The sequence below is a fragment of the Salmonella sp. SAL04213 genome (assembly GCF_046550535.1).
GTDB lineage: Bacteria > Pseudomonadota > Gammaproteobacteria > Enterobacterales > Enterobacteriaceae > Salmonella > Salmonella enterica.
In genome coordinates, this window is the sequence record NZ_JBGDXS010000006.1 from 154,068 (window position 1) to 177,914 (window position 23,847).

General features: G+C 44.2%; 24 protein-coding genes and 1 pseudogene. 3 read left to right on the forward strand and 22 right to left on the reverse strand.

Annotated features, from left to right (window positions below):
• Nucleotides 1-79 precede the first annotated feature (79 nt).
• From avrA to prgH, 10 genes are all read right to left on the reverse strand, one after another.
• Nucleotides 80-988, reverse strand: coding sequence for a type III secretion system YopJ family effector AvrA (gene avrA, locus ACLJPQ_RS15975; RefSeq protein WP_080184801.1), 909 nt, complete (start codon nt 986-988; stop codon nt 80-82).
• A 160-nt stretch (nt 989-1,148) separates the two neighbouring features.
• Entirely contained in the window at nt 1,149-1,904 is a 756-nt protein-coding gene (gene sprB, locus ACLJPQ_RS15980; protein WP_001246665.1) for a transcriptional regulator SprB, read from the reverse strand.
• Nucleotides 1,905-2,288: 384 nt separating this feature from the next.
• Nucleotides 2,289-3,176: an invasion transcriptional regulator HilC gene (hilC, locus tag ACLJPQ_RS15985; protein ID WP_000243998.1), complete on the reverse strand. Its 888-nt coding sequence runs from the start codon at nt 3,174-3,176 to the stop codon at nt 2,289-2,291.
• Between the two features lie 345 nt (nt 3,177-3,521).
• Nucleotides 3,522-3,974 (reverse strand): type III secretion system effector protein OrgC, encoded by a 453-nt coding sequence (locus tag ACLJPQ_RS15990; RefSeq protein WP_080184755.1) that lies wholly within the window; start codon nt 3,972-3,974, stop codon nt 3,522-3,524.
• Between the two features lie 15 nt (nt 3,975-3,989).
• Nucleotides 3,990-4,661: a type III secretion system linker protein OrgB gene (gene orgB, locus ACLJPQ_RS15995; protein ID WP_000916655.1), complete on the reverse strand. Its 672-nt coding sequence runs from the start codon at nt 4,659-4,661 to the stop codon at nt 3,990-3,992.
• On the reverse strand, nt 4,618-5,217 hold the full coding sequence (gene orgA, locus ACLJPQ_RS16000) for an oxygen-regulated invasion protein OrgA (protein WP_001591231.1): 600 nt from the start codon (nt 5,215-5,217) through the stop codon (nt 4,618-4,620). Before orgA ends, orgB begins: the two co-directional genes overlap by 44 nt.
• Nucleotides 5,189-5,947 (reverse strand): type III secretion system inner membrane ring lipoprotein PrgK, encoded by a 759-nt coding sequence (prgK, locus tag ACLJPQ_RS16005; protein ID WP_000621238.1) that lies wholly within the window; start codon nt 5,945-5,947, stop codon nt 5,189-5,191. Before prgK ends, orgA begins: the two co-directional genes overlap by 29 nt.
• On the reverse strand, nt 5,944-6,249 hold the full coding sequence (gene prgJ, locus ACLJPQ_RS16010) for a type III secretion system inner rod protein PrgJ (protein WP_000020431.1): 306 nt from the start codon (nt 6,247-6,249) through the stop codon (nt 5,944-5,946). The genes prgK and prgJ overlap by 4 nt, the downstream gene beginning before the upstream one ends.
• Nucleotides 6,250-6,267: 18 nt before the next feature.
• Entirely contained in the window at nt 6,268-6,510 is a 243-nt protein-coding gene (gene prgI / locus ACLJPQ_RS16015) for a type III secretion system needle filament protein PrgI (RefSeq protein WP_058821370.1), read from the reverse strand.
• Nucleotides 6,511-6,534: 24 nt separating this feature from the next.
• Complete coding sequence (prgH, locus tag ACLJPQ_RS16020) at nt 6,535-7,713, reverse strand: type III secretion system inner membrane ring protein PrgH (RefSeq protein ID WP_000450196.1); 1,179 nt, start codon at nt 7,711-7,713, stop codon at nt 6,535-6,537.
• 315 nt (nt 7,714-8,028) lie between these two features.
• Here prgH and hilD point away from each other — a divergent pair.
• The 3 genes and pseudogenes from hilD to iagB all read left to right on the forward strand — a co-directional run bounded on the left by hilD (nt 8,029) and on the right by iagB (nt 12,209).
• Nucleotides 8,029-8,958: pseudogene (gene hilD, locus ACLJPQ_RS16025) on the forward strand (transcriptional regulator HilD).
• A 1,089-nt stretch (nt 8,959-10,047) separates the two neighbouring features.
• Nucleotides 10,048-11,709, forward strand: coding sequence for a transcriptional regulator HilA (gene hilA, locus ACLJPQ_RS16030; protein ID WP_001120085.1), 1,662 nt, complete (start codon nt 10,048-10,050; stop codon nt 11,707-11,709).
• Nucleotides 11,710-11,726: 17 nt separating this feature from the next.
• Nucleotides 11,727-12,209: an SPI-1 type III secretion system invasion protein IagB gene (iagB, locus tag ACLJPQ_RS16035; RefSeq protein WP_000558929.1), complete on the forward strand. Its 483-nt coding sequence runs from the start codon at nt 11,727-11,729 to the stop codon at nt 12,207-12,209.
• Nucleotides 12,210-12,262: 53 nt separating this feature from the next.
• Here the strand turns inward: iagB and sptP are convergent, their stop codons facing one another.
• From sptP to spaQ, 12 genes are all read right to left on the reverse strand, one after another.
• The gene (sptP, locus tag ACLJPQ_RS16040) at nt 12,263-13,894 is read right to left on the reverse strand and encodes an SPI-1 type III secretion system effector GTPase-activating protein SptP (protein WP_080184756.1); all 1,632 of its coding nucleotides are present in this window, start codon (nt 13,892-13,894) and stop codon (nt 12,263-12,265) included.
• A complete protein-coding gene (gene sicP, locus ACLJPQ_RS16045) occupies nt 13,881-14,273 on the reverse strand; it encodes a chaperone SicP (RefSeq protein ID WP_001147851.1) in 393 nt (130 codons plus the stop codon). The genes sptP and sicP overlap by 14 nt, the downstream gene beginning before the upstream one ends.
• A gap of 26 nt (nt 14,274-14,299) precedes the next feature.
• On the reverse strand, nt 14,300-14,560 hold the full coding sequence (locus ACLJPQ_RS16050) for a hypothetical protein (protein ID WP_000692249.1): 261 nt from the start codon (nt 14,558-14,560) through the stop codon (nt 14,300-14,302).
• A 43-nt stretch (nt 14,561-14,603) separates the two neighbouring features.
• A complete protein-coding gene (locus tag ACLJPQ_RS16055) occupies nt 14,604-14,852 on the reverse strand; it encodes an acyl carrier protein (protein ID WP_001055579.1) in 249 nt (82 codons plus the stop codon).
• Nucleotides 14,853-14,870: 18 nt separating this feature from the next.
• Nucleotides 14,871-16,928, reverse strand: coding sequence for an SPI-1 type III secretion system effector SipA (gene sipA / locus ACLJPQ_RS16060; RefSeq protein ID WP_080184757.1), 2,058 nt, complete (start codon nt 16,926-16,928; stop codon nt 14,871-14,873).
• 18 nt (nt 16,929-16,946) lie between these two features.
• On the reverse strand, nt 16,947-17,978 hold the full coding sequence (sipD, locus tag ACLJPQ_RS16065) for an SPI-1 type III secretion system needle tip complex protein SipD (RefSeq protein ID WP_000932241.1): 1,032 nt from the start codon (nt 17,976-17,978) through the stop codon (nt 16,947-16,949).
• A gap of 70 nt (nt 17,979-18,048) precedes the next feature.
• Nucleotides 18,049-19,278, reverse strand: coding sequence for an SPI-1 type III secretion system needle tip complex protein SipC (sipC, locus tag ACLJPQ_RS16070; RefSeq protein ID WP_000909028.1), 1,230 nt, complete (start codon nt 19,276-19,278; stop codon nt 18,049-18,051).
• 27 nt (nt 19,279-19,305) lie between these two features.
• Nucleotides 19,306-21,087 (reverse strand): SPI-1 type III secretion system needle tip complex protein SipB, encoded by a 1,782-nt coding sequence (gene sipB, locus ACLJPQ_RS16075; protein ID WP_000245782.1) that lies wholly within the window; start codon nt 21,085-21,087, stop codon nt 19,306-19,308.
• A gap of 2 nt (nt 21,088-21,089) precedes the next feature.
• Nucleotides 21,090-21,587 (reverse strand): SycD/LcrH family type III secretion system chaperone SicA, encoded by a 498-nt coding sequence (gene sicA / locus ACLJPQ_RS16080; protein WP_000386309.1) that lies wholly within the window; start codon nt 21,585-21,587, stop codon nt 21,090-21,092.
• 137 nt (nt 21,588-21,724) lie between these two features.
• Nucleotides 21,725-22,795: an SPI-1 type III secretion system export apparatus protein SpaS gene (gene spaS, locus ACLJPQ_RS16085; RefSeq protein ID WP_000097719.1), complete on the reverse strand. Its 1,071-nt coding sequence runs from the start codon at nt 22,793-22,795 to the stop codon at nt 21,725-21,727.
• The gene (gene spaR / locus ACLJPQ_RS16090) at nt 22,782-23,573 is read right to left on the reverse strand and encodes an SPI-1 type III secretion system export apparatus protein SpaR (RefSeq protein ID WP_000498965.1); all 792 of its coding nucleotides are present in this window, start codon (nt 23,571-23,573) and stop codon (nt 22,782-22,784) included. Before spaR ends, spaS begins: the two co-directional genes overlap by 14 nt.
• 3 nt (nt 23,574-23,576) lie before the next feature.
• Nucleotides 23,577-23,837 carry an SPI-1 type III secretion system export apparatus protein SpaQ gene (gene spaQ / locus ACLJPQ_RS16095; protein WP_000342503.1) on the reverse strand — a complete coding sequence of 87 codons (261 nt, stop codon included), beginning with the start codon at nt 23,835-23,837 and terminating at the stop codon, nt 23,577-23,579.
• Nucleotides 23,838-23,847: the final 10 nt, after the last annotated feature.

Sequence of the window (23,847 nt, forward strand, 5' to 3'; positions counted from 1 at the left end):
CAGGAAACATACGGTCATAATATAGAGTAGTTTTATGGCGCTGGAAGGATTTCCTCTGGCAGGCAACCTCATAATTTCATTACGGTTTAAGTAAAGACTTATATTCAGCTATCCTTTTTTTATGAGCGGATATAGAGAGTTTTTTATCGTTTAGCATAACGGCATTGTTATCGAATCGCTCATAAAGCGTTTCATTCTTTTTGTTTACTATACTGCTTCCCGCCGCCGGATTGGCCTGCACATATTCATTTAATCGTTGTACGCCTTGAGTATGTTTGTAAAAACTCACCGGCAGATAACGGTCTGCTTTATCAGACGGGAGAAAAGGTTCTTCACCACACAGACGTTCACAAATATTATCTTCATGAATTTTTACTAAGTTCATAAATTCAAGCTGAAGTTTTTTGGCGAGCGCCAGGCTAAAAATACCACATTCAGAAGAGCTTCGTTGAATGTCCAGCTCGACCATAGCAAAATAACAATCAGGCAATTGTTCACGTTCAAGAGCTGCTTTGGTCCTCAACGCCAGTAAAGCAGGTCCAAAAGCGCTACACGCTGCTGGTTCGAACAAAATCACCGATGTCTTTCCGTCCATAACTCTAAAATCGACGACTGAAATATGGATACCTGAACTTCCCATATTTACGATAAATCGGGCAGATTCAACGCCTTCCATTCTGGTCTCCTTTATAGAGGAAACAAGCTCATGGACTGACATAACAAATTTAAGATTTAACTCTGGATACTTCTTATTGGCCTGTGCAACAAGAAAAGGCATCATTTCGAGATCGGTTTCCTCGTAACCGATATGAATCCAGCTGCCATCTATAATTTCACTTTCCAGACGCTCAACAATACAGGTCAATGCTTCGGTGTTTAGCTCCCCGCTGACGTCAGGCTGAGGCGATAAACTCGCCCCCATATTACGAGCCGTAGGACTTAGCATACTTTTCCCTCCACATGATAGCTCCTGCACCGAAAATATCATCTTTAACTTTTCAGATTCAATATATTGCCCGCAAAAATATGCCTCAATGATTGAGCCAGGCAACCAATCACCTCCAGATGATTATATATAAGAATTACTATTCAAAAAATCTTTTTTATAATAAAAGCTCAACACATGGTCATAAATGATAAAAAATAGTTTAATTCATTCCTACCGCAATCGGTAACGCGCAATTATCGTCAGGTACAGCAGGGTTATGTGCAAAAGCAGTGCGCTGTAAATGCGCGTCTAGTTTCAGTCCCCGGAACAGCGATAGCGGTGAAGAGTCCATCCCCAAACGATACATAACCTTCTTACGATAAATACTGACGGTTTTTGTTCCCAGACCAAATTTTTTCGCCAGTTCAATTGCCGGATGTCCGGAGGATAATAATATCAGCAGCGCATATTTCGCCTGAGTGACGCCGGGAGGTAGATTCCACCAGGCGTATTGATTGATATTAAACAATACCTCTTCCGGCGTCTCGCCGGCATTAAAAGCATACGTAGCAGCCACGGTTTTCTTTTGTGGCCTGTGGCAGAAACGCAGCCAGGCTTCCGGAAGACGGAGCTTCTCTCGATCCGAGCGGATAGCGCAGGATAGTTCGTCTTTTAAAACATAATCCATAACGCCAAAATATTGCAGCACACAGCGATCGATATAATACAAGCGATCTGCCACTACCAAAACTTTACGGTTCTGCAACCGCGTCTGCAACGCATGAAAAAGATAAACATGCTCATGCGGGTTCAAAGCTAAAATCAGCCCGGCGTCCGGCATATCGGATAGAGAATGCAAAAGTGCGGTTAATGAGTTACACGTTTTAACGCACTTTTCCGGATATTTTTGCTTAAAAATAGACTGAAGGGCATAACAATTAGTCCAGTTAATACCGTATATAATTACATTTCTCATTTATTTATCCTTTTTTGAAAACTGACCACAGCTTCGGTAATTATTTTTCTTCCTGGGCGACTACTGCGCAAGTAGATAACGCCTTCTTACTACAAAGGTAATAAGACCAGATACGTTATTACATGCGCAATGTCGTTACCGAAATGAATTCCTTTTACAAATCTGATAATGATTAAATTTGCTGTTTTACTTTACAGTAATCTCTTAGAGTACAACGATTGCCCGACGCCTTGTGGCCATGTATGTCTGACAATGAACGCTTTCGATTCCCTTTCATTAACTACATATCACTGGTGTAGCGATACTGAAATATACACTACGATTAAAAAAATATTTGGTATCTGTAACGCAGACAGATAGTAACGTTTAAAATAATTTCACAAATCAATGGTTCATTGTACGCATAAAGCTAAGCGGTGTAATCTTAAAATGCCGTTTAAAAATAGCGATAAAATAAGAAGGCGTATCATAGCCACACATCGTCGCGACTTGTGAAATATTTCCAGCCCCCATACGTAATAATTTTATAGCCTGATTCATACGAGCATCCAGGTATATTTTGCTAAAACTCACCTCTTCAGCGGCCAGTTTTCGCTTCAGACTTGATACGCTCATAAACAGCTTTCCTGCCACCTCAGCCTGTGACCATTTGCGGGTGAGATCGCTGATAATAATGTTATAAACTTTCTCTTTTGTCGTAATTTTTATTGCTCGCTCAAGGAAATCAAACCCACCGGGCTTACGTACAAATGCCGATATAAGATACATCAATGAGAAATATGAATAATCATGATCATCAATACTCACATTACTACAAACCCGTGGACATGCCACACCATGCAAAATAGAGTCAAAAGTATCACTCATCCCGGGCAACAAGTCCGCATGAAAAAAATACTTTGGTTTCGTTTTTAATGATAGCTCTCGATCATTATAGTTTCTTGTACTGTAAAAAACTTTGTAGAATTTTTGCATTAAGTCATAGGAAACTTCCAGTGAAGAAAAATCAATATGCCCTTCTATTTCGCTCATACTAAGCGTGATTGTTTGATCTTTTTCCAATAAAAATAAACACGGCGCAGATTGTTCGATGAACTCCCCAAATTCGTTTTCAATTCGCAAACTGCCTTTATTAAGTTTAAATAATAAGCAGTTTGCGACATAATAGTCTCTTACGTCAGCTAATCCATTTATTAATGGAAATTTGTTCGGCTGTTGAAGGTGATTATTGCTAATGGCCTCAACTGATTTATTCATTGAAGGCAATACCATATTTTATCCTGTGTGCTATAAGGAACTCAAAATCGTTATATTCTTATAAACAAATAATTAAAACTCACAGAGATGATTTAAATCCGATTTTTTTATTATTATAGCCAATAATTACATTCCAACGCACGTTCATTTCGTCACAAAAAGATACTCTTACAAACTTTATGCACAATTTTGTAATGGAAGCTTACAATATTAATATAATCATTTCAGAATAAAACGCCTGGCAGATACCTTAATAATCCATATACATCAATAAGATAGATACACTGGCATGGTGCATTTTCTGCATTATTTGCTAATATATACACCATACCTTATCACAAATCGCCAGCAATGGGGGGTTCACCAGTCAATTGCCTCTTTGTTTTCCCCGCCCGATAAAATAATCTCCTGCATCCAGGAGGTCATTTGTGACTGTGCATTCATTGTACCAACTAATACCCCGTTTAAAGCCTCATATAAATGGGTGCCCGGTTCAACTTTTGCTAACATGTTTTGTAGCATAGCCGTTTGCTGCTCAAAAGAAACAAAAGCCGAATCACCACTTTTAGGATCTTTGAAGGCATTCATCTCCTGATAAATGCTATCTTTAAGCGTTTCAGAAGAGGCTGACTCAGGAAGCGCCAAAAGTCGTTGGTAGAATGCATCATAAAGATCAACGTCGCCGCCATTGCTTAAAGGCGCGCTATCCACATTATTCAGCATAGCGGCCCTGGTACTCAACGAAACCACACCCGTCGCTTCAGTATCCGCTGTCGGGATCAAATAAGAAGTCGGAATCGTACCCGGTATCACCTTATAACCTCCATTTTACAATGCTTGCGTTTTTGTCTTCCATTCATCAATAAGTGCGTTAATAGCGTTATCAGAAATCGTCCGGCAGTCTTGTGGAAGTTCATCAAGATGATGCTTAATGACGCCTACTGCCGTTTCAACAAATTGTTCAGGTGAAAATTCTGCGATCTGATCGCCGCAACTCATGATAAAGCGCTGTTCCTGATGATATTTAAGATTAAAAGTGCCTGGCCAGTTCTCCATAAGCAACACCATCAGTTTTTGGTGATCTTTTTTCGCGTTAACTGGTAGTGTTAAAAAAAGTTGCCCCTCCGGCTTATCGAAATCCCTCAGCCACTCATCCAGGACGGTTAAAAGCGTTTCGGGATGGTCGACCGCAGCTGAAAATAACTCGCGGGCATAAATCTGTATTTTTTCCATCCACTTCCAGGCCATTGTCTGATTATCAGTAAGATAAGCGGCGACCTGCTGTAACGCGTCTATCATTCCCTGCTCGTAACCTTCCTGATAGGCGTACATCCGCAAGGTCTTTGCCTCTTCTTCCGCCTCTCGCAAAATACGCTTAGCCCGTTGATGCGCCTGCTGTTCTAATCTTTCAATAGAGAAATAACGTTCCAGCGTTTTACGCTTTATCAGTATCCCCTCAACAGGCGAAAGCGGGGACGGAATTGGGATATTTTTGAGCATATTGTAAGGCCAGTAGCAAAATTGACATTTCTACAGCATCCTGCTTCGATGCCTCCTCAATAAATGGAGGAAAAAGCAAAGGAAAACGCTGTGCTAAAGATTCAGGTAAAAATTCATTCAGGGCATTTAACTGTGCATACCCGACGCTAAGTAAAAACCGGTGATTCGGCGCCTTATTGCAGACAGATAAACTTGTTCCCTGATGCATTGCCAAAAATGCTTGCGCCCAATCCGGCAGGCCAAGCAAGGCTCCCTGCCTTGCCAGATCGGCTCTCAGTTTATGGCAACCGAGTAAATACGCTACCTGCGGCAGTCGGCGCCACTGACGCAGCCACAGCTGCGTCAGTGAGTTTTGAATACACTCCTTTTCTCCGTTCTTAAGCCGCCATGCCGCCAGTATTAACTCATTTGCCGCCGCCCTGGCGGCGGGTCTGACAATCATTTCCGGCGCTATCTGCAACCGCTGAGGATGGATATACGATAACGGATCAAAAATGATTCTTTGCCAGATAATGGGTAATGGCTGCCTATTCATTTGACGATTTCGCCTTATCATCAGCCGTTATGCCTTTCTTATTGCGGGCATAATGGTTTTTGTAATACCAGACGCCAAAGCCTGCTGACATCACGGATAACAAAATAATCAACACAATCCAACTGGTTGCAAAAGAATTACGTTTTACTGGTGTGCCGGGAGCCTGTAATTGGGCATCAGAACGTTCTGACAACACAACAGAAATGTTGTCATAATCCACATCGGCAAAACTATTCTTTAAGAAACGCTTGATATCGCTGATCTGATGCGCAAGCGGCGAACCTCGTTCATATACGGCTAATGCCGACAGATGAACAGGTTTTGGCGGGCGGCCATTTTCACCAGCATCAATATCATAACTAATATGGACCCTGGCGGAGAGCACGCCCTCCATCGTCTGTAATGACTGTTCCAGTCGCTGTTCAATAGCCGAATATAACCTGGCCTTTTCAGCTCGCGGAGACGATACCAGCGAATCCGCCGGGAACATCTGCGCTATTTCCACCCGTGGCCGGGGAGGAAGCTGATAAGTTTTAATCCAGTACACCGCAGCGGTAAAATCAGGCTCAGCAACAGTAATGCTATAGCCCAATTTTCCGCTATCAATTTTATTCGCCTCTATATTGTGCATTTGCAGAACGGCAATGACCTCATTAGCCTGTTCCTGGTCCAGTCCTTTTAAAAGATCCTTATCCTTACAGCCGGCAAGGGTCATTACCAGCAGAAAGGTATATAGATATCGACGAATCATGAGCGTAATAGCGTTTCAACAGCCCCGACTCCTTTACGAGTAAGGGTACTTACCATAGAAACATACAGGTTATAATCTGAAATCATCTCTTGCGAAATAGCCAGCTCTTTAGGATCCGTCACCAGATTAGGGTCCTCAATCCTGTTGGTAATCGTCTGTTTATCCACAGCCGTGGCAATCGCCGAACCAGAAAAAGCCTGGAGTAGCCGGTCATCCAGCGAGACAATGTCCGTTTCCATAGACCTGATATTGACCGCCTGCCCTATAACGGCATTCTCAGGGACAATAGTTGCAATCGACATAATCCACCTTATAACTGATTAACGGAAGTTCTGAATAATGGCAGCATCAATATCCTTAAAGACTTTTACCGTGTTCGATTGCGCGTTACGGTACAAGTTATATTCCGAGAGCTTACTCTGATACGCCGCCAGTAGCGCCGGATCGGAGGGTTTTGCTGCTAATTTATCCAGCGCCTCTGTTACCTGCGTTTGTAGATCCTGAACGCCCGTATCAAATTTTGCTGAGACGTCATCCAGATAGCCTGACCAAGGTGTTGCCATAATGACTTCCTTATTTGCGTTAAATTAAAGTGGGCTTGGGAAATACCAATGGCCTGGGCTCATTTTGATATAACCTTCCGCCCCGTACTGAAATGAGCGCCCCTTGAGCCAGTCATCTTTTAATTCGATCGCAAACTGCACATAGCGTCCTCCCCATGTGCGGTAATAGCTATCGACAAATTGACGGGCTCTGAGTATTTCTACATCATCGAGCGCCCCCTGAATAACAAACGTTACGCCCCCTTTATGATTCCTGCGGGAATAAGGTAACGCCTGCTGTTTTAGCCCCGCTTCCGCCTGGCCTGCTGCGGTAACATCGTCCATCAACGTGATGTTAACCGAATCCGCGTAAGGCATTAGCGCTCTCAGCTTTTGACTTAACACCTCGAGCTCTTTCTTGCTCATCGTGTTTCGCTGGCGGCTTAGCCAGAAAACGGGTTTACGCGGCTCATCGAAATGAAGCCGATAATAAGCCAGCTGCGGATAATAGGTATCCAGCCAGGTAGAGATACGCTTATTTTCTTCGTTTTCGTTAATCACTCGCGCATTTTTATCATAATCGCCCCTCGCTAAAACCTGACGAGCCCACAGCGTATCTCTTTCATTTTGCGCAGCGACATAGAGCATTTTGTCCCGTCCTGGCAACACCTGAAAGCGCTCCTTCTCCTGCCCCAATAACGAATCGAGCTCTGCGGCCTGCCGCTGCGGCGAGTTAAGTATCCATAACGTCCCCACCGTCCCAATTCCCAATATAAAAAACCCGGCCAGTGCTGCTACAATTCCGTTTTTAAAACGCGGCTCGTTCTTTTTTGCAGACGTTTCTAACTTCTCAGGCTGCTCGGGCACCCACGGCTCGCTTTCCGGGCGAATCAGGATAAGCAATTCACCGACCTGTATTGGCGTATTTAATTGCACCGAACGAGATTCAGAATTTCCTTCTTTCAGCTCATGGAGTATAATTTCGGTCGCATCCGTATCCACCTGGATTTCAAAATTTACTCCGCCATGGTCCAGCGGGATAAAAAAGCTATCGGCAGGTATATCAGGGAGTTGGCCTGAAGCAGTGAGCGCATCACTCTGACCTACCACAAAGAGTGTTCGGCCTGTCAGCAATGGAAACTCACAGCCGTTCAGTGAGCTGTTAAGTAATCGAACTATGTATGGCCCTGGGCTTGTTATCGTCTTCTCTTTTGATGTTTCCATATATACTGTTAGCGATGTCTGTCGTTCTCGATAGCAGCAGATTACCGCACAGGACACAGGGATTCCTGATGAAAATAGAATGAAAAGTGAGAAATAAAATCAATTTATTCTGTATAATGCGTCTCAACACATATTAAAAGAACCATCATCCCCATTGGGGCTTAAACTACTGTAGATAAATTACCCAAATTTGGGTTCTTTTGGTGTAACAATCAGACCATTGCCAACACACGCTAATAAAGAGCATTTACAACTCAGATTTTTTCAGTAGGATACCAGTAAGGAACATTAAAATAACATCAACAAAGGGATAATATGGAAAATGTAACCTTTGTAAGTAATAGTCATCAGCGTCCTGCCGCAGATAACTTACAGAAATTAAAATGACTTTTGACAAATACCCGGCAGCAAATTAAAAGTCAGACTCAGCAGGTTACCATCAAAAATCTTTATGTAAGCAGTTTCACTTTAGTTTGCTTTCGGAGCGGTAAACTGACGATTAGCAATAATCACGATACGATTTACTGTGACGAACCTGGGATGTTGGTGCTCAAAAAAGAGCAGGTAGTTAACGTGACGCTTGAAGAGGTCAATGGCCACATGGATTTCGATATACTCGAGATACCGACGCAACGACTTGGCGCTCTCTATGCACTTATCCCAAACGAGCAGCAAACCAAAATGGCGGTCCCCACAGAGAAAGCGCAGAAAATTTTCTATACGCCTGACTTTCCTGCCAGAAGAGAGGTATTTGAACATCTGAAAACGGCGTTCTCCTGTACGAAGGATACAAGCAAAGGTTGCAGTAACTGTAACAACAAGAGTTGTATTGAAAATGAAGAGTTAATTCCTTATTTTCTGCTGTTCCTGCTTACTGCTTTTCTCCGACTCCCGGAGAGTTATGAGATCATCCTTAGCTCGGCTCAGATAACGTTAAAGGAGCGCGTTTACAACATTATATCTTCGTCACCCAGTAGACAGTGGAAGCTTACGGATGTTGCCGATCATATATTTATGAGTACGTCAACGCTCAAACGGAAACTTGCAGAAGAAGGTACCAGCTTTAGCGACATCTACTTATCGGCAAGAATGAATCAGGCAGCAAAACTTTTACGCATAGGCAACCATAATGTTAATGCTGTAGCATTAAAATGTGGTTATGACAGCACGTCCTACTTCATTCAATGTTTCAAAAAATATTTTAAAACTACGCCATCGACATTCATAAAAATGGCGAACCATTAACATTTTTTGTATCTGTCACTCAAGTAAAGATTTTTATTAAAATTGTAATAATTTAAAATTCAGACTGCGCATTAACACGCTATATCAGGATGGGAGGCTATTTAATATCATTGTTCTGTCCGGAAGACAGCTTATACTGATATCTCTGGTAATTTAAAGTAAGGCTGATTATATAACACGATTTTTGTGAACTTGTCATCGCTATGATGACTGTTAAACCGATATTGCCTTATTCACAGCGTAAGAATTCGTCCAGATGACACTATCTCCTTCCGGCTTTAACCCTGTGGATTAAGGCCGGCATTTTATTCATATTTATACATCATCCGTTCCCTCTGAGAACTATTTGCCTGAACGGTCTACACCGAAACAGTCACGCTTGTTAGCTTTCTGCCAGGCATACCTCTTCTCTTCATCCTGATATCGATATAATGCCTGGGGGCCAGCCTGAGGATGATACTGCTCATAACCCCCCTGCCTTTTTGACGCTATAGCTGAAAGGAGTAAAGAAAAGACGATATCATTATTTTGCAAAAAAATATAAAAATAAGCGCACCATTAAAAACAGTCTTCCATTTATATTTTGGAACCTAAGACAAATTACACTCTTAAACTTTCAACGAATGGTCATTTAGTGGAAATCTTCGAGAAAAATGGTTCTGATGGTGTAATTATCAGACCATTAACCATGAAGATATAATAAGCAGCATTTACACCCCAAAAAAATGCAGTAAGATAGCTACAAAACTAATCTCTATTGCAATGAGGCCAAGTTAAATATGTAAATATTTAGATGCCCGGCGCTGACTCTCTGCTCCAGGATATACGACAGCGTCCATTCGATAATCACAGTTAGTTATAACAATATTATTACCAACATGTCAGTTATTTAAAGCACAGGCATAAGCTAAATAATCAAATGTTAAAAACATATAAACCCGAGCCCGTAGAATATGACATTAAGCTCATAATAAAAGCTCAACCTGACCGTTAGTACTAACAGCAGAATTACTGAAACAGTAGATTCTATCCTAACGACTTGTATTAGTTATTATAACTTTTCACCCTGTAAGAGAATACACTATTATCATGCCACATTTTAATCCTGTTCCTGTATCGAATAAAAAATTCGTCTTTGATGATTTCATACTCAACATGGACGGCTCCCTGCTACGCTCAGAAAAGAAAGTCAATATTCCGCCAAAAGAATATGCCGTTCTGGTCATCCTGCTCGAAGCCGCCGGCGAGATTGTGAGTAAAAACACCTTACTGGACCAGGTATGGGGCGACGCGGAAGTTAACGAAGAATCTCTTACCCGCTGTATTTATGCCTTACGACGTATTCTGTCGGAAGATAAAGAGCATCGTTACATTGAAACACTGTACGGACAGGGCTATCGGTTTAATCGTCCGGTCGTAGTGGTGTCTCCGCCAGCGCCGCAACCTACGACTCATACATTGGCGATACTTCCTTTTCAGATGCAGGATCAGGTTCAATCCGAGAGTCTGCATTACTCTATCGTGAAGGGATTATCGCAGTATGCGCCCTTTGGCCTGAGCGTGCTGCCGGTGACCATTACGAAGAACTGCCGCAGTGTTAAGGATATTCTTGAGCTCATGGATCAATTACGCCCCGATTATTATATCTCCGGGCAGATGATACCCGATGGCAATGATAATATTGTACAGATCGAGATAGTTCGGGTTAAAGGTTATCACCTGCTGCACCAGGAAAGCATTAAGTTGATAGAACACCAACCCGCTTCTCTCTTGCAAAACAAAATTGCGAATCTTTTGCTCAGATGTATTCCCGGACTTCGCTGGGACACAAAGCAGATTAGCGAGCTAAATTCGATTGACAGTACTATGGTTTACTTACGCGGTAAGCATGAGTTAAATCAATATACCCCCTATAGCTTACAGCAAGCGCTTAAATTGCTGACTCAATGCGTTAACATGTCGCCAAACAGCATTGCGCCTTACTGTGCGCTGGCAGAATGCTACCTCAGCATGGCGCAAATGGGGATTTTTGATAAACAAAACGCCATGATCAAAGCTAAAGAACATGCGATTAAGGCGACAGAGCTGGACCACAATAATCCACAAGCTTTAGGATTACTGGGACTAATTAATACGATTCATTCAGAATACATCGTCGGGAGTTTGCTATTCAAACAAGCTAACTTACTTTCGCCCATTTCTGCAGATATTAAATATTATTATGGCTGGAATCTCTTCATGGCTGGTCAGTTGGAGGAGGCCTTACAAACGATTAACGAGTGTTTAAAATTGGACCCAACGCGCGCAGCCGCAGGGATCACTAAGCTGTGGATTACCTATTATCATACCGGTATTGATGATGCTATACGTTTAGGCGATGAATTACGCTCACAACACCTGCAGGATAATCCAATATTATTAAGTATGCAGGTTATGTTTCTTTCGCTTAAAGGTAAACATGAACTGGCACGAAAATTAACTAAAGAAATATCCACGCAGGAAATAACAGGACTTATTGCTGTTAATCTTCTTTACGCTGAATATTGTCAGAATAGTGAGCGTGCCTTACCGACGATAAGAGAATTTCTGGAAAGTGAACAGCGTATAGATAATAATCCGGGATTATTACCGTTAGTGCTGGTTGCCCACGGCGAAGCTATTGCCGAGAAAATGTGGAATAAATTTAAAAACGAAGACAATATTTGGTTCAAAAGATGGAAACAGGATCCCCGCTTGATTAAATTACGGTAAAATCTGAGAGAGGAGATATGCATTATTTTTTTATCATCGTAATCTGGTTGCTTAGCATAAATACAGCATGGGCTGATTGCTGGCTTCAGGCTGAAAAAATGTTCAATATTGAATCCGAACTACTTTACGCTATCGCCCAGCAGGAATCGGCGATGAAACCTGGCGCCATTGGTCATAACCGAGATGGTTCAACCGATCTTGGCCTGATGCAAATTAACAGCTTCCATATGAAAAGGCTGAAAAAAATGGGGATTAGTGAAAAACAGTTGTTACAGGACCCCTGCATTTCTGTCATTGTGGGCGCTTCCATTTTATCAGATATGATGAAAATCTACGGTTATAGCTGGGAGGCCGTTGGCGCTTATAATGCCGGGACGTCGCCGAAACGATCGGATATAAGGAAACGTTATGCTAAAAAAATTTGGGAGAATTACAGAAAATTAAAAGGAATGTCAGCAGAAGAGAAAAACAAAAGACTTTCTATCGCGTCAAACAAATAATTATACAGAAATAGCTTACTTTCAGATAGTTCTAAAAGTAAGCTATATTTTTATCAGCGTGCCGTCGTCATAAGCAACTGGGCTTGCATTGCTTTTAGTTGTACAAACTGTGAGGCGTCTTCCAGCATTCTATTGTTCCGTGAATTCCGGAAATCTGCACGTACCTGCTCCAGATTACTATGAGGATTATCCTTAAGTACAAGGGCCGCCGCCATCGTTCCGGTTCTCCCCACTCCGCCCAGACAATGAATCATCGGTAAATGCTTATCTGATGAACTACGCCCCGGCGCGCCATTTTGGTTACTATTTTTCACCCTATCCGCCAGGTATTCTAACTGCTCCGTAGACGGTAACGGCTGGTGATCTGGCCAATTTTTCACATGCAATACCGGGATTGTATACCGCTTTTCCCCGCAGGACAGTTGCATATTGTATTGGTCTATCGCTTCTCCCTGACTGGCTGAGCTCACTTTTTGGCTGTTGGTATGCACCTCGCCAAAGGTGTAGCTCCCTCTGAAATAGGCTGGTAATTGTTTTGCCTGCATCTGATCTTCCGACGTTAACACCACCAGGCATGAGCATTCTTTTTCAAGAAGCATTTTCATATGCGCTTCCAGCGCATCCGGCGTATTTTTTGGGTACGAACCGGCTAATGCCACAGGCTTACCGTCAAAAGTTAACGTATTCACTGGCACAGGCATTCCATCGCTCAGTTTCACCTGGGTTTGCTGATTAATTGGAATGCTGCTGACCGCAAACCGTGCCAGGCCCAGTGTCGGTCCGCTCATCGTCTGTGGCATTGGCGCGCCGGCTTTTATTTTCTCAAGTTCAGCTGTAACGTTTTTCAGTTCTTTAGCAATAACGTGAATTTTTTTTACAGCCTGGGTTAATTCATGGGTAGAGGCTTTATCAATCCACCTCTCAACCACTCCCCCACAGGTTCCCCATTGTGAGAACCTGTCTGCTCCTATCTGAATATTTGTTAACGTTGTAACATAATCATTAAGTTGTTTAGCCTCTGGAATTTTATTTAAATTCTGTAAATTCGTCATTAATGAACGCAGCGGGCCGTTACCTGAAGCCATCTCCTGGAAGTTTTCTCGCAGGCTATTTCCATCCATTTGTTCCAGTTGCGGTAATGTTCTTTTAAGTCCCTTTAGCGCGATATCGAGTAAAGGTTGCTTACTTTCTGCTCCAACATCGTTATTTTTTTCTGCCACTTTTGTATCGCCGCCTTTTATGACTAAAGCGGCATTCCTGACACCAACATTATCCTTGCTATTAATAAGGTTTATAAACCCTTCGTCAGCAGCTTTTACACACTCCGTGATCTGCACTGCTAAACGTTGGGTAAGGGGTTTGTTCATATTTATACGGGACATTAACAGTGCGTCATTAACCGCTGTTTCCCCATATTTTTCCGTTAGTGCATGGAGAAATGTCTGTAAAATCTTTTGGTCCTGTACCCTGATATTTTCCGTATGTTTTTGCACCACTTCAGTGTTTTTAAATAACGGCATTTTTCCAAGCCAGGTTAATACTTTTGACGAAAATTTTTCAGGCGCAACATATGCCTTATCAGTATTTTCCTTAGCAATATAAAGTCGGGCATCATTCGACACACCAACTTTTGAAAACGAAGACAACGTTAAATTATTCAATTTTCTCTCCTCATACTTTAGCATATTCCTGCAGTATGTTTTTGAGCGCTTCCTGCTGATTCACAAATGACTCAAGCTGCGATATAATATGGTAAGTATTTGTCAGATCGGTAATTGCATGTATAAACAACAACGTCTCTGCAGCATCAATATACGCTAACGTACCTTCATTATTCGCAGCCAGTTCACCATTAATCACCATAATCTGCCGCCAGATAGAATCGCCACAAACAGGCGATAACGGTATAATCATACCGTTCAATAACCAGATATCATCTTTAGCTTCAATAGACGTAAAAATATCGCTATCGAGTAGTAATAAGCACTGATTGTTGTCGTCAAAAGTGAGCGGTAAACCCAATTTCTCACCAATATTAGCGATAATATCCTGGTGTGCTTGCAATTTACTTTCCTCTTGAATTATATCTTTTATAAGATTGCTTCTTCAAATTTAATCTGGTTACATGATGTTTTGATGCATTTTCGCGCCCATCGCCGGGCGCAATATTTCTCTCCTTTAATCCAGTAGAATAGCCATTCACTACGCATCGGAACACATATCAGCAGCTCCTTCGGATCATTTTCAACATGACGTAACTTGCCTTTAATAACAAAACGCGGACTATCAGCAATATCATCATATATTGCAGCCATACCTGAACCGGGTACTACATGTGTGATGATTTTCATAACAATTAATCTTGTTCAATTGTTGTCGAGCGAGAGAAAAATACTACACCCTGGACTCAAGACTTTTTTTAACAACACGGCATATATCCGCAAAGGTCGTCATATCAGGAAGATCGTTTTCATTGCAACTAATGTCAAACTCCTCACTAAGACCAAATACAATATCAATTAAATCCAATGAGTCAGCGTAAAGATCCTCAACCAGATGGGTCTGACCATTGATACTATCAACATCAACGGCAATACAGGAGGTGATCACTTTTTTGACTCTTGCTTCAATATCCATATTCATCGCATCTTTCCCGGTTAATTAACGCTGCATGTGCAAGCCATCAACGGTAGTAATAACCCGGTCCACACCAGGTTTATTCAGGTATGACTCGTAAGCCGGGCCAGCTCGCCAGCTACCGTCTCCGATAAGGCCGTCCAGCACATTACTTAACACATAGTCAGTTTCCCCTTTTAGCCTGGTCAGCCCCGCCTCTCTGGCAAACTGCAGTGCAATCTCAGCCAGTTTTTCTTTTTGTGGATGATGAGTAATGACCTCTTTAAGCGTATCCATTTTCGCTTTCAATTCTGGGTGCTTGTCAATATCGCTACATTGCGCTTTCAACGCTGCACTCTTTATCGTGTCATTGGGTAATATTTCCGCACGCAAGCCGTCAAACGCTCTGCGTACAGGAAACGGTGTAGAGGCATCCGGCTCCAGGGCTTTACGTATCACACCCAAAAACGTCTCACGGGCGTCGAAATGCATTGAATGCATATTCGTAACGCTCGGTACTGTTGAGAGGAAACTATTTTGCTTAAACTTCAAACCAGAAAATGGGCCAGTCTTATCTGTCTGGCTATTATCATTATCGGTCGTACCGGCTTTATTACCTGTAATTACCGTCGAGTCTGATTGTAAAGTATCGATTTTAACATTCTCGACGCCAGCCAGTTGACTGGCAAGCGGCTTCACATTCACAATCTCTGCCGTCTGGCTTTGCTGTTTATTATCATCAACGCCGTGCACCGTGGCCTGTACAGGCTTGCCGATAATGTTCTTGCTGGTTACGCCATCAACTTCATCAAAAGAGGGTGTTTCACCCGTAGTGCCCTTTTCTGACGTGACCACCTTTCCATCTTTACTTTCGGATGAAGCGTTGGTCACAGCCTCTGCCGTCGCATGAGCCGTGACGTCAATTTTACCCGCGATGCCATGGTCAATTGCCCCTGTGCTGGCGCTGTGTGCCGTCTCCGTTTGATGCGTAGTCGAATCCACACGCGAATGACTATGACTTACGTTACTGCTGTTAGTCGAATGGTGTGACTCGCCATGGCGTTGGCTGTTATCAATAAATGTTCGGCTATTATCAATCGTCTTCCGGCTATTATCATGGTTGCTATTATCGATATGGCGCTGGCTATTATCGACATGGCTTCGGCTATTGTTAATATGCTTACTGTTATCCACGCTATGGCTACTGCTATCAATATTAATATTGATATTAATACCCGTAGGTTCTGCTTTTTTCCCACCATCAGGTACTAGTCCAGCCGCAGGTTCCGGAATTTTAGGGTCAGGCAGTTTATCTGCAGGAATTTGTGCAAAAACATTACGTAGCAGCAGGGGTATCAACGTTTGCGTTTCAAGGTGCCGGGCTTCCCGTCCTACGCTGGTACCCTGCTCTTGCGTTAATTTTTGGTGGCACATATCAAGCGCCTCAACCGCCTTCGCCGCCGCTTTGTCAACAAGCTGCGTAAGACTGCTGCGGGTTAACGGATCCAACGTACAGCCAAAGTTATGTTCAATGCAGCTGGCAATATAGGGCATCACCTCCTGCATAACAAGATTCGTCGATAATTTACTTAATTCACCGCCAGTGTTATTTTTGATGATATCTAACAGCTGCTTTTCCAGGTTTTCCAGCTTCGCTTCCGCTTTCTTTGTTTCTGGCATCCATGGTCCAAAAGCTGACTTTTCTTTCAGGCCATCTTTTATGATTTGCGCGGTATACTCTGCCCCCACCTTCATCAGTAGCGTCTTCGCCTCAGGAGAATCACTGGTGGCGTTGAGCGCTGAACGAAAGAGCCCGGCAAACTCCATTATCGCTTTCTTACCGGCGACATTATTTGAATTGGTAAAAACTTCTTTTAACGCCTCAGCGTCTTTCCCGCATTTAAACAACGCATCCAGACTCGCCTGTTTGATCAGCGCGGGAAAATCTTCCAGTTGCGGGCCTCTAATTTCCCCTGACAGCGTCGTTGTGGCACTTTCTCTGACTGCGGAAAGATTCGCCGCAAGATTCGTGGCCTGCGTTTTGATCTCGGTCTGCATACCTGGCATTATGACGGGGGGCTGAGTCCTTACACTTGTAACCATTATTAATATCCTCTTCTGTTATCCTTGCAGGAAGCTTTTGGCGGTTTCCAGGCTGCTACTTATCGTACTGCTCAGCACTTTTACCAGGTTGTCGTATAATGAATTGGCATTGCTATATTTTTGCGTCAGCGTCTGTAATGTGGTTTTCAGATTTTCTTCCTGCGCTTTAAAACCCGACTGCCAGGCTTGATATTTGGCGTTATCCATTTCGAGTTTTGAATCTTTTCCCGGCGCGCCTAAACCATCAATATCCTGAACCATTTTTTGTAATGGCGTCAGATCAACGGTGACGACATAACCGGATCCATAAGATTTCAGGCAGCTATTCGGCAAATTCAATTCACTGAGCCACTGTCTCGCTTCCGCTTCAGTAGCTACTTTAACGCCGCTGCCTGACTGCGCTGGGAATAAAACGGTATTACTGTTTATTTGATTATATTTATTGACTAAACTGTTTAAATCATTTTTGAGTGAGGTAACATCTAGCTTAACGGTATTACCGTCCTTACCTGGTAATAACCAGCCTCCCATTTTGGACAGAATGTCACTGAAGGCCTGATAAAAATCGGTATAGACTGCGACAACGTTTTCATAAACGCCCAGATAGCTGTCACCTATCGCCGATATATTTTGGGAAACCATATCCCAAATCTCAGCATCAGAAATGGTTGTTCTCGGCTGCGCCATAGGCGAAGCGCTAAATAAGGCCGACGTCGGCGCAGAAAACGCGCTCCGCAGGTTCTCATTTTGTTCTGCGGATAATGACACGCCAGACTTCGCCAGCGCATTCAGGCTGCTGGTCAACTGCTGGCGCGCCAGCGTGCGCTCGTCATTATTCTCTTCAGAGATCGGTGGCGTTGACTGCAGCGTCTGCTGTGCCTGCTGGATTTTAGTAGCCGCCTGCGATAATGAAATGATATCTGTACCGCGATGTTCTGTGGTAGACGGTACCACGGCAATCTCGGCGTGCTCGCTCGCCGAAGGAGTCTGCGGCCGTTCGGCAACGATCCCCGGATGAGGAGAAGCGGAATAATTTTGAATATTAAGCATAATATCCCCAGTTCGCCATCAGGAGCGCGATTAAATCACACCCCTGATGGCGTATAGATGACCTTTCAGATTAAGCGCGAATATTGCCTGCGATAGCAGCGAGTGCGGATGCTTTCGACTGGTTAATGCTCTCCATTGTTTTCAGCATTTCCTGAATCAGGCTGGTCGATTTACGTGAACTTTCACGGGCTTCGTCCGATGCGGTGCTGGCAACCCGGTTATTCACCTGGCTAATTTGCTGCTCGGAACGTTCCTGAGTAGCGGCGTACTGCCCGGACGCCCCTGCAATACCACCGACCGTAACTGAGTTTTTCATAATCAGATCGCCCGTCATCTGCATCTTGCGCGCATCGATTCGGGTCATATCCATGGTATTCTGCTCAAGACGAATATCGGATTCGACAGACTCAAGACGTTTCGACAGAATAGCCTGATGTTCAGGGGAGATTTGTTTATTACTGTCTTTAATACCCAGACTTTCCGTGGCGCTGGTTCCGGCATTAGATTTAAGCGTCGCATCATTAAGATTTTTCGTCGCATCGGTACCGGTTTTCTTCATATTTAACGATTTCAGAGAATCGACGCCTTCAGCACCGAGTTTGACGCTATTCTGCCCGTTCAGCACGTTTTTAATACTGTGGCTTTCAGTGGTCAGTTTATCGATCTTCGCGGCATTATGTTTAAGCGCGCCTCTTTCATTCTGCAGCCCCTTATATTCCAGTTTGGCGCCCACGCCAGTGATCCCCAACTGAAGCGCGCTCTGGGAAATACTACCGGACAACGCATTCATCCCTTCGCGCATCATGGAGCTTGCCGTCGTTTTAGCTGCATCAAAGCTGACTAATGACAACTTACCAGACAGTTTGCTATCAGCCTGGTTCAACGTCAGCATTAACGTATTCGCGGCAGCCAACAGCGCAACGGCACTGGAAGACATTCCGCTAATATCAAAAAACTTTCCGACTTCTGCCTGCTGCTCGCGTAACTGGGTTTGCACAACCTCATTCGCTTTAGTCGTGACATTATTTGCCAGAGCATTCAAATCCTGATTCATGTCGGTATTTTGAATACTGGCTTTTAAAAAGGACGTGATCGTTCCGGGGGTTTGCGTTAATACCCCTGGCGCAGGCGCGCTCAGTGTAGGACTCAACCCCAGGTCACTGACTTTACTGCTGCTAATACCAATACTATTCAGAATATCTTTAGCGCTAACGGATTGCGAAGCTGTCTGTGAACTATTCTCAACAGAATGATTATTTAAATAAGCGGCGGGATTTACTCCCACATTACTAATTAACATATTTTTCTCCCTTTATTTTGGCAGTTTTTATGCGCGACTCTGGCGCAGAATAAAACGCGAAGCATCCGCATTTTGCTGTACCGCGGAAGACATGGCTTTTTGCAGTTCCGCCGTTACCTTCTGGTTTTCACCAAATATTTCTACGGATTGTTTAAGCCACTGCTGAATCTGATCCATGGCAAAACGGGCGAGCATAAAATCAGCAAGCGCCTCGCTGGCATTTTTAATAAATACGCCCTCGGCAACACCACCGGCTGACTGGGCTGCGGTATTCGTGACTTCCATGCCCAACGCCACTTTATTTAGGGTATTACCTACCAGCTCTTTACTTAAGGCATTCGTTTGCAGGCCCATCTTGCTACCCACATTACCCAGGCCGCTAGTAATACGTTGCATCCCCTGGGTAAAGAGTTTGCTGCCGTTTTGTGCTAACTGTTTCAGCACGTTAGGCACCAACTTCTTAATCGTTTCGCCCATCATTTTGCTCAGCGCGTTACCCAGTTTCGCCGCCGCGCCTTTCCCGACAACTGCGACCACCACAATGACCGCTACCATCGCAATAGCGGCAACAATCGCACCAACAATGCTGCCTGCCATCTCTGCCGTTTTCTTATCGACGCCTAATCCTTCCAGCGCTTTGGTAATCGCCTTGCCAATCAGCTCCATTAACGGCTTCAGCACATGCTCCATAATCGGGTTTAGCGCCTGCTGAATAAACGACACCCCCGTCGCCGCCTTCACAATTTCATCGGCAACCATTACCGCAAGTCCCACCGCAGCCAGCGCCAGACTCGCCCCACCGGTAAAAACAGCGGCCACAACGCTGACAATGGTTAGCAGCGCGCCGAGGACTTTCCCGATACATCCCATAATGCGGTTCGTTTCCTCGGCTTTGCGCGTCTCTTCCTGGAATTCAGCCGATTTCTTTTCCATCTCCGCCTGACGCCCTTCCTGCAAGGCGTTGAAAAGCGCAAGATCGTTTTGCAGGCTTTCTTCCGTATTTTTGCCCACAATCTCAATAAACATGGCCATGAGCATAGTGAGGCGGGCGACATTTGACAGATTATCCTGCTCACCCTGGGAAACCTGATTCTGAGAGGCGGCATTAGCCGTTCCCTGGAATTTGGTCAGAATGTTATCCGCTTTCTCGGCTTTCGCTTTGGCGTCTGTGCCTGCTTTAACCGTCGCATCCGTGGCCTTATCTAAGGCCTCTTTCGCCTCTGTCGCTTCTTTTCCGGCCTGTTCTACCGCGGCTTCAGCTTGTGCATAGCCGGGGTCAGCCGGGTCCAGCGATTGCAATTTATTTTGTGCCTGCGTCAGTTTTTTGGCCGCAGCGTCATAAACACTCTTGGCGGTATCCGTCTTTTTGATGCTGGCTTCATAGAGATCCGTCGCCTCCTGAGCCTCTCCCAGAGCCGTCTGGAATTCTTTCGATACCTGAATCCCCATCTCTTTTTGTGACTCAATCATCGCCTGCCATACCGCCAGACGAGACTCCAGTTGAGACAGCGAAACATCGCCCAGTAGGGTCATTAACTTGCCAAGCAGTAATGTCAATTGCCCTTCGCTGGAGAGTTTTTCCCGGGCGGCGTCCGTAGGCGGCTTTAGACCCACCGTATTAATAGCGCTCTCGCCGGACTTTGTTCCGGCTTTAAGGTCGCCCGCTTTCGTTGCCACCACATCTTTAAAAGCTTTATCCGCCGCTTTTAAAAAGTCCGTGTTCTTACGAACGCCTTCAAAAGCCGCCTCAGCGAGGCGCGGATTTTGGGTATATCCGCTACGGCTAATGCTACTTGCGTCATTTACCATAATTATTCCTTTTCTTGTTCACTGTGCTGCTCTGTCTCCGCCGTTTTTAGCGCCTCCAGATAGACCAACGCTTTTGCCCGCAGAGACTCATCTTCAGTACGTTCATTGACAAGTTCAAAACACTGTCTGGCTTTTGCCGCCTTACGCATTAATAATTGACACTGCCCGGTAAAAAAAACGGGGCGATAATCATTTTTAAGTAACGTAAACGCTACTGCATAAAGGTCACATGCTTTCTGAAATTGTTTTTTCAGTTGGCATACCGCCGCCAGTCCCATGGTGTAATCGGGATTGTAAAAATCATAAATGCATAAGAAACGAAAGAATGTCTCAGCTTCATCCAGTCGTCCCTGGTTATAAAACTCATAAGCATGAGCATATAAACCGTCCATCATATCTTGAGGGATCCCGTGAACGTCTTTTAGCGTGGCGCCTTCACTAACGGCATCCCAAATCATTTCCGCAACACGTTCTTCGCTGACATTATTTTGATAATCCATTACTTACTCCTGTTATCTGTCACCGACTTTGTAGAACTTAACGACTGCGTTTATCTGATGCAGTTATTAAACCCCGACGGTGGTTAGTGAACATTCAAAAAACGCCCAATGAATACATCGCTACTGCTTTACGCGGCTCAATGCCGTACCTCGTTTTCTTGTGGCTGAATAACGTCTTTGCCCGCGTTTTCTACCTCTTCCAGCCAAACCAGAAGACGTAAAACTTCATCAATTTCTTCCAGACTCACCAGATCATAACGGCGATGGGTTTTGAAAAGACTGCGCGCCAGTTTGATATCGACGATCACAGGTACGCCAACCTTCTCCGCATAGGCGCGGACGGCCAGTGCGCGCTGATTCGTTTCATACACCGAGATCATCGGAATCGGCATCAATTCGGGTTTAAAATAAATCCCGATCGTAATATGCGTGGGGTTGGCAACAATCAGGCGTGAGTTTTCAATATCAGATTTCACCTGTTCAGACAGAATTTCCATATGAACTTCACGTCTTTTAGATTTAACCTCTGGGTTCCCTTCCTGCTCCTTCATTTCACGCTTCACTTCTTCCTTATCCATTTTCATATCTTTCATGGTCAGGAAATATTCCGCAATAGCATCCAATAATAAGACAATCAATGCGCAAGCAAGGCAAGTTAATACCAATGCGAGGAGAAGTTCACGCCAAATGACGGCAATACCTACAATATTGCCATTTAGCTGAGAAAAGATTTCAACCTTATATTTCTTCCAGCAAATGATGGCGGCCACCACAAAGGATGAGAGATACAGTAGGGTTTTGACCGTATCTTTAACCGTGCGCATACTAAAAAGTTTTTTTGCCCCTTCTACCGGGTTTAACGCCGATAAATTAGGCTTTAATGCTTCTGTCGCCAGCACAAAACCGGCCTGTAATAACGCCGGTAATGCGGAACACACTAAGCAGAGCAGCATAAATGGAATCAGATATTTTAACCCTATCCCAAAAACGGCCAAACTGTAGTCAGCCATGCTCTGATCAAAATTATCCGCAATAATGATCTTAATTATCCCCATAAACTCATTAAATGAGCCATACGACACCAGATAAGCAATTCCTCCCAGCGTCAGGCAGGCGATAATGAGATCTTTACTTTTAAATGACTGGCCTTTTTTAGCGGAGTCTTCCAGCCGTTTTTTAGTCGGTTTTTCTGTTTTATTCGAGGACATGCGTCGCCCCTCGCTCGTAAAACCAACTGCTTAATCCTGTGGCCTGGAAAGAGAGTCGCAGTACATTGTCCGGTAGTACCGGAGAGAAATAAAGCAGCATAATTAAAACAGCAATGCCACTTTTTACCGTCAGTGAAATCGCAAAGGCGTTCATTTGCGGAGCAAAGCGTGACAATAAACCCAGGAATACTTCTGACAGCAACAGCACTAATACCACCGGACTGGCCAGAACCAAGGCGTTTTGAGCCACCTGATTAATAAACGTTAATAGCGGCGGTAATGAAGGCGTGCACTCGTTCATCGGATCGCATAGCTGATAGCTTTTATTTAACACGTCAACCATCGTGACCAGACCGCCGTTTTGTAAATAAACGACAGCGGCAAACATATTCAGGAAATTAGCCATTTCCGAGGTATCAATGCCGTTTGCCGGATCGATACTGCTACTTAGCGTTGCCCCTCGCTGGTTATCGATAATACAACCCAGCGCATGCATAACCCAAAAAGGCCATGACAGCAGACAGCCCAGCATGACGCCTACCGCCGCTTCTTGCAGAACTAACGGGATCATCGCCACCGATAAAAACGGCGGCGCCTCGTTCAATGCATGCGGCCATACTCCCAATGCCACCAGGATGATAATGGCGTTTCTCGGCGCACCGCTTAATACCCCGCTATTCAAAAACGGCAGGAAGAAAAAAATCGGCGCCACGCGAGCAAACCCTAGCGCCGCAGACGCAACCAGGTGATGAATTTCAAAGTACAACGCGTAAAACATTTTTTACCCCTTAGCCAACGCCAGGAATATCACCTGACGCCCGTAAGAGAGTAAAACTTCGCCATACCAGCCAGACAGTAAAAACAAGCATAAACACACGCCAAGTAATTTAATGCCAAAAGGCAGCGTCTGTTCCTGTAATTGCGTTACCGTCTGGAATAACCCTACCAGGAGGCCGATAATCGTTGCGACAATCGTCGGCCACCCTGACAGGATCAAAACAAGATAGAGCGCCTTATTACCTGCAAACACTAAATCATCCATTTAACTATCC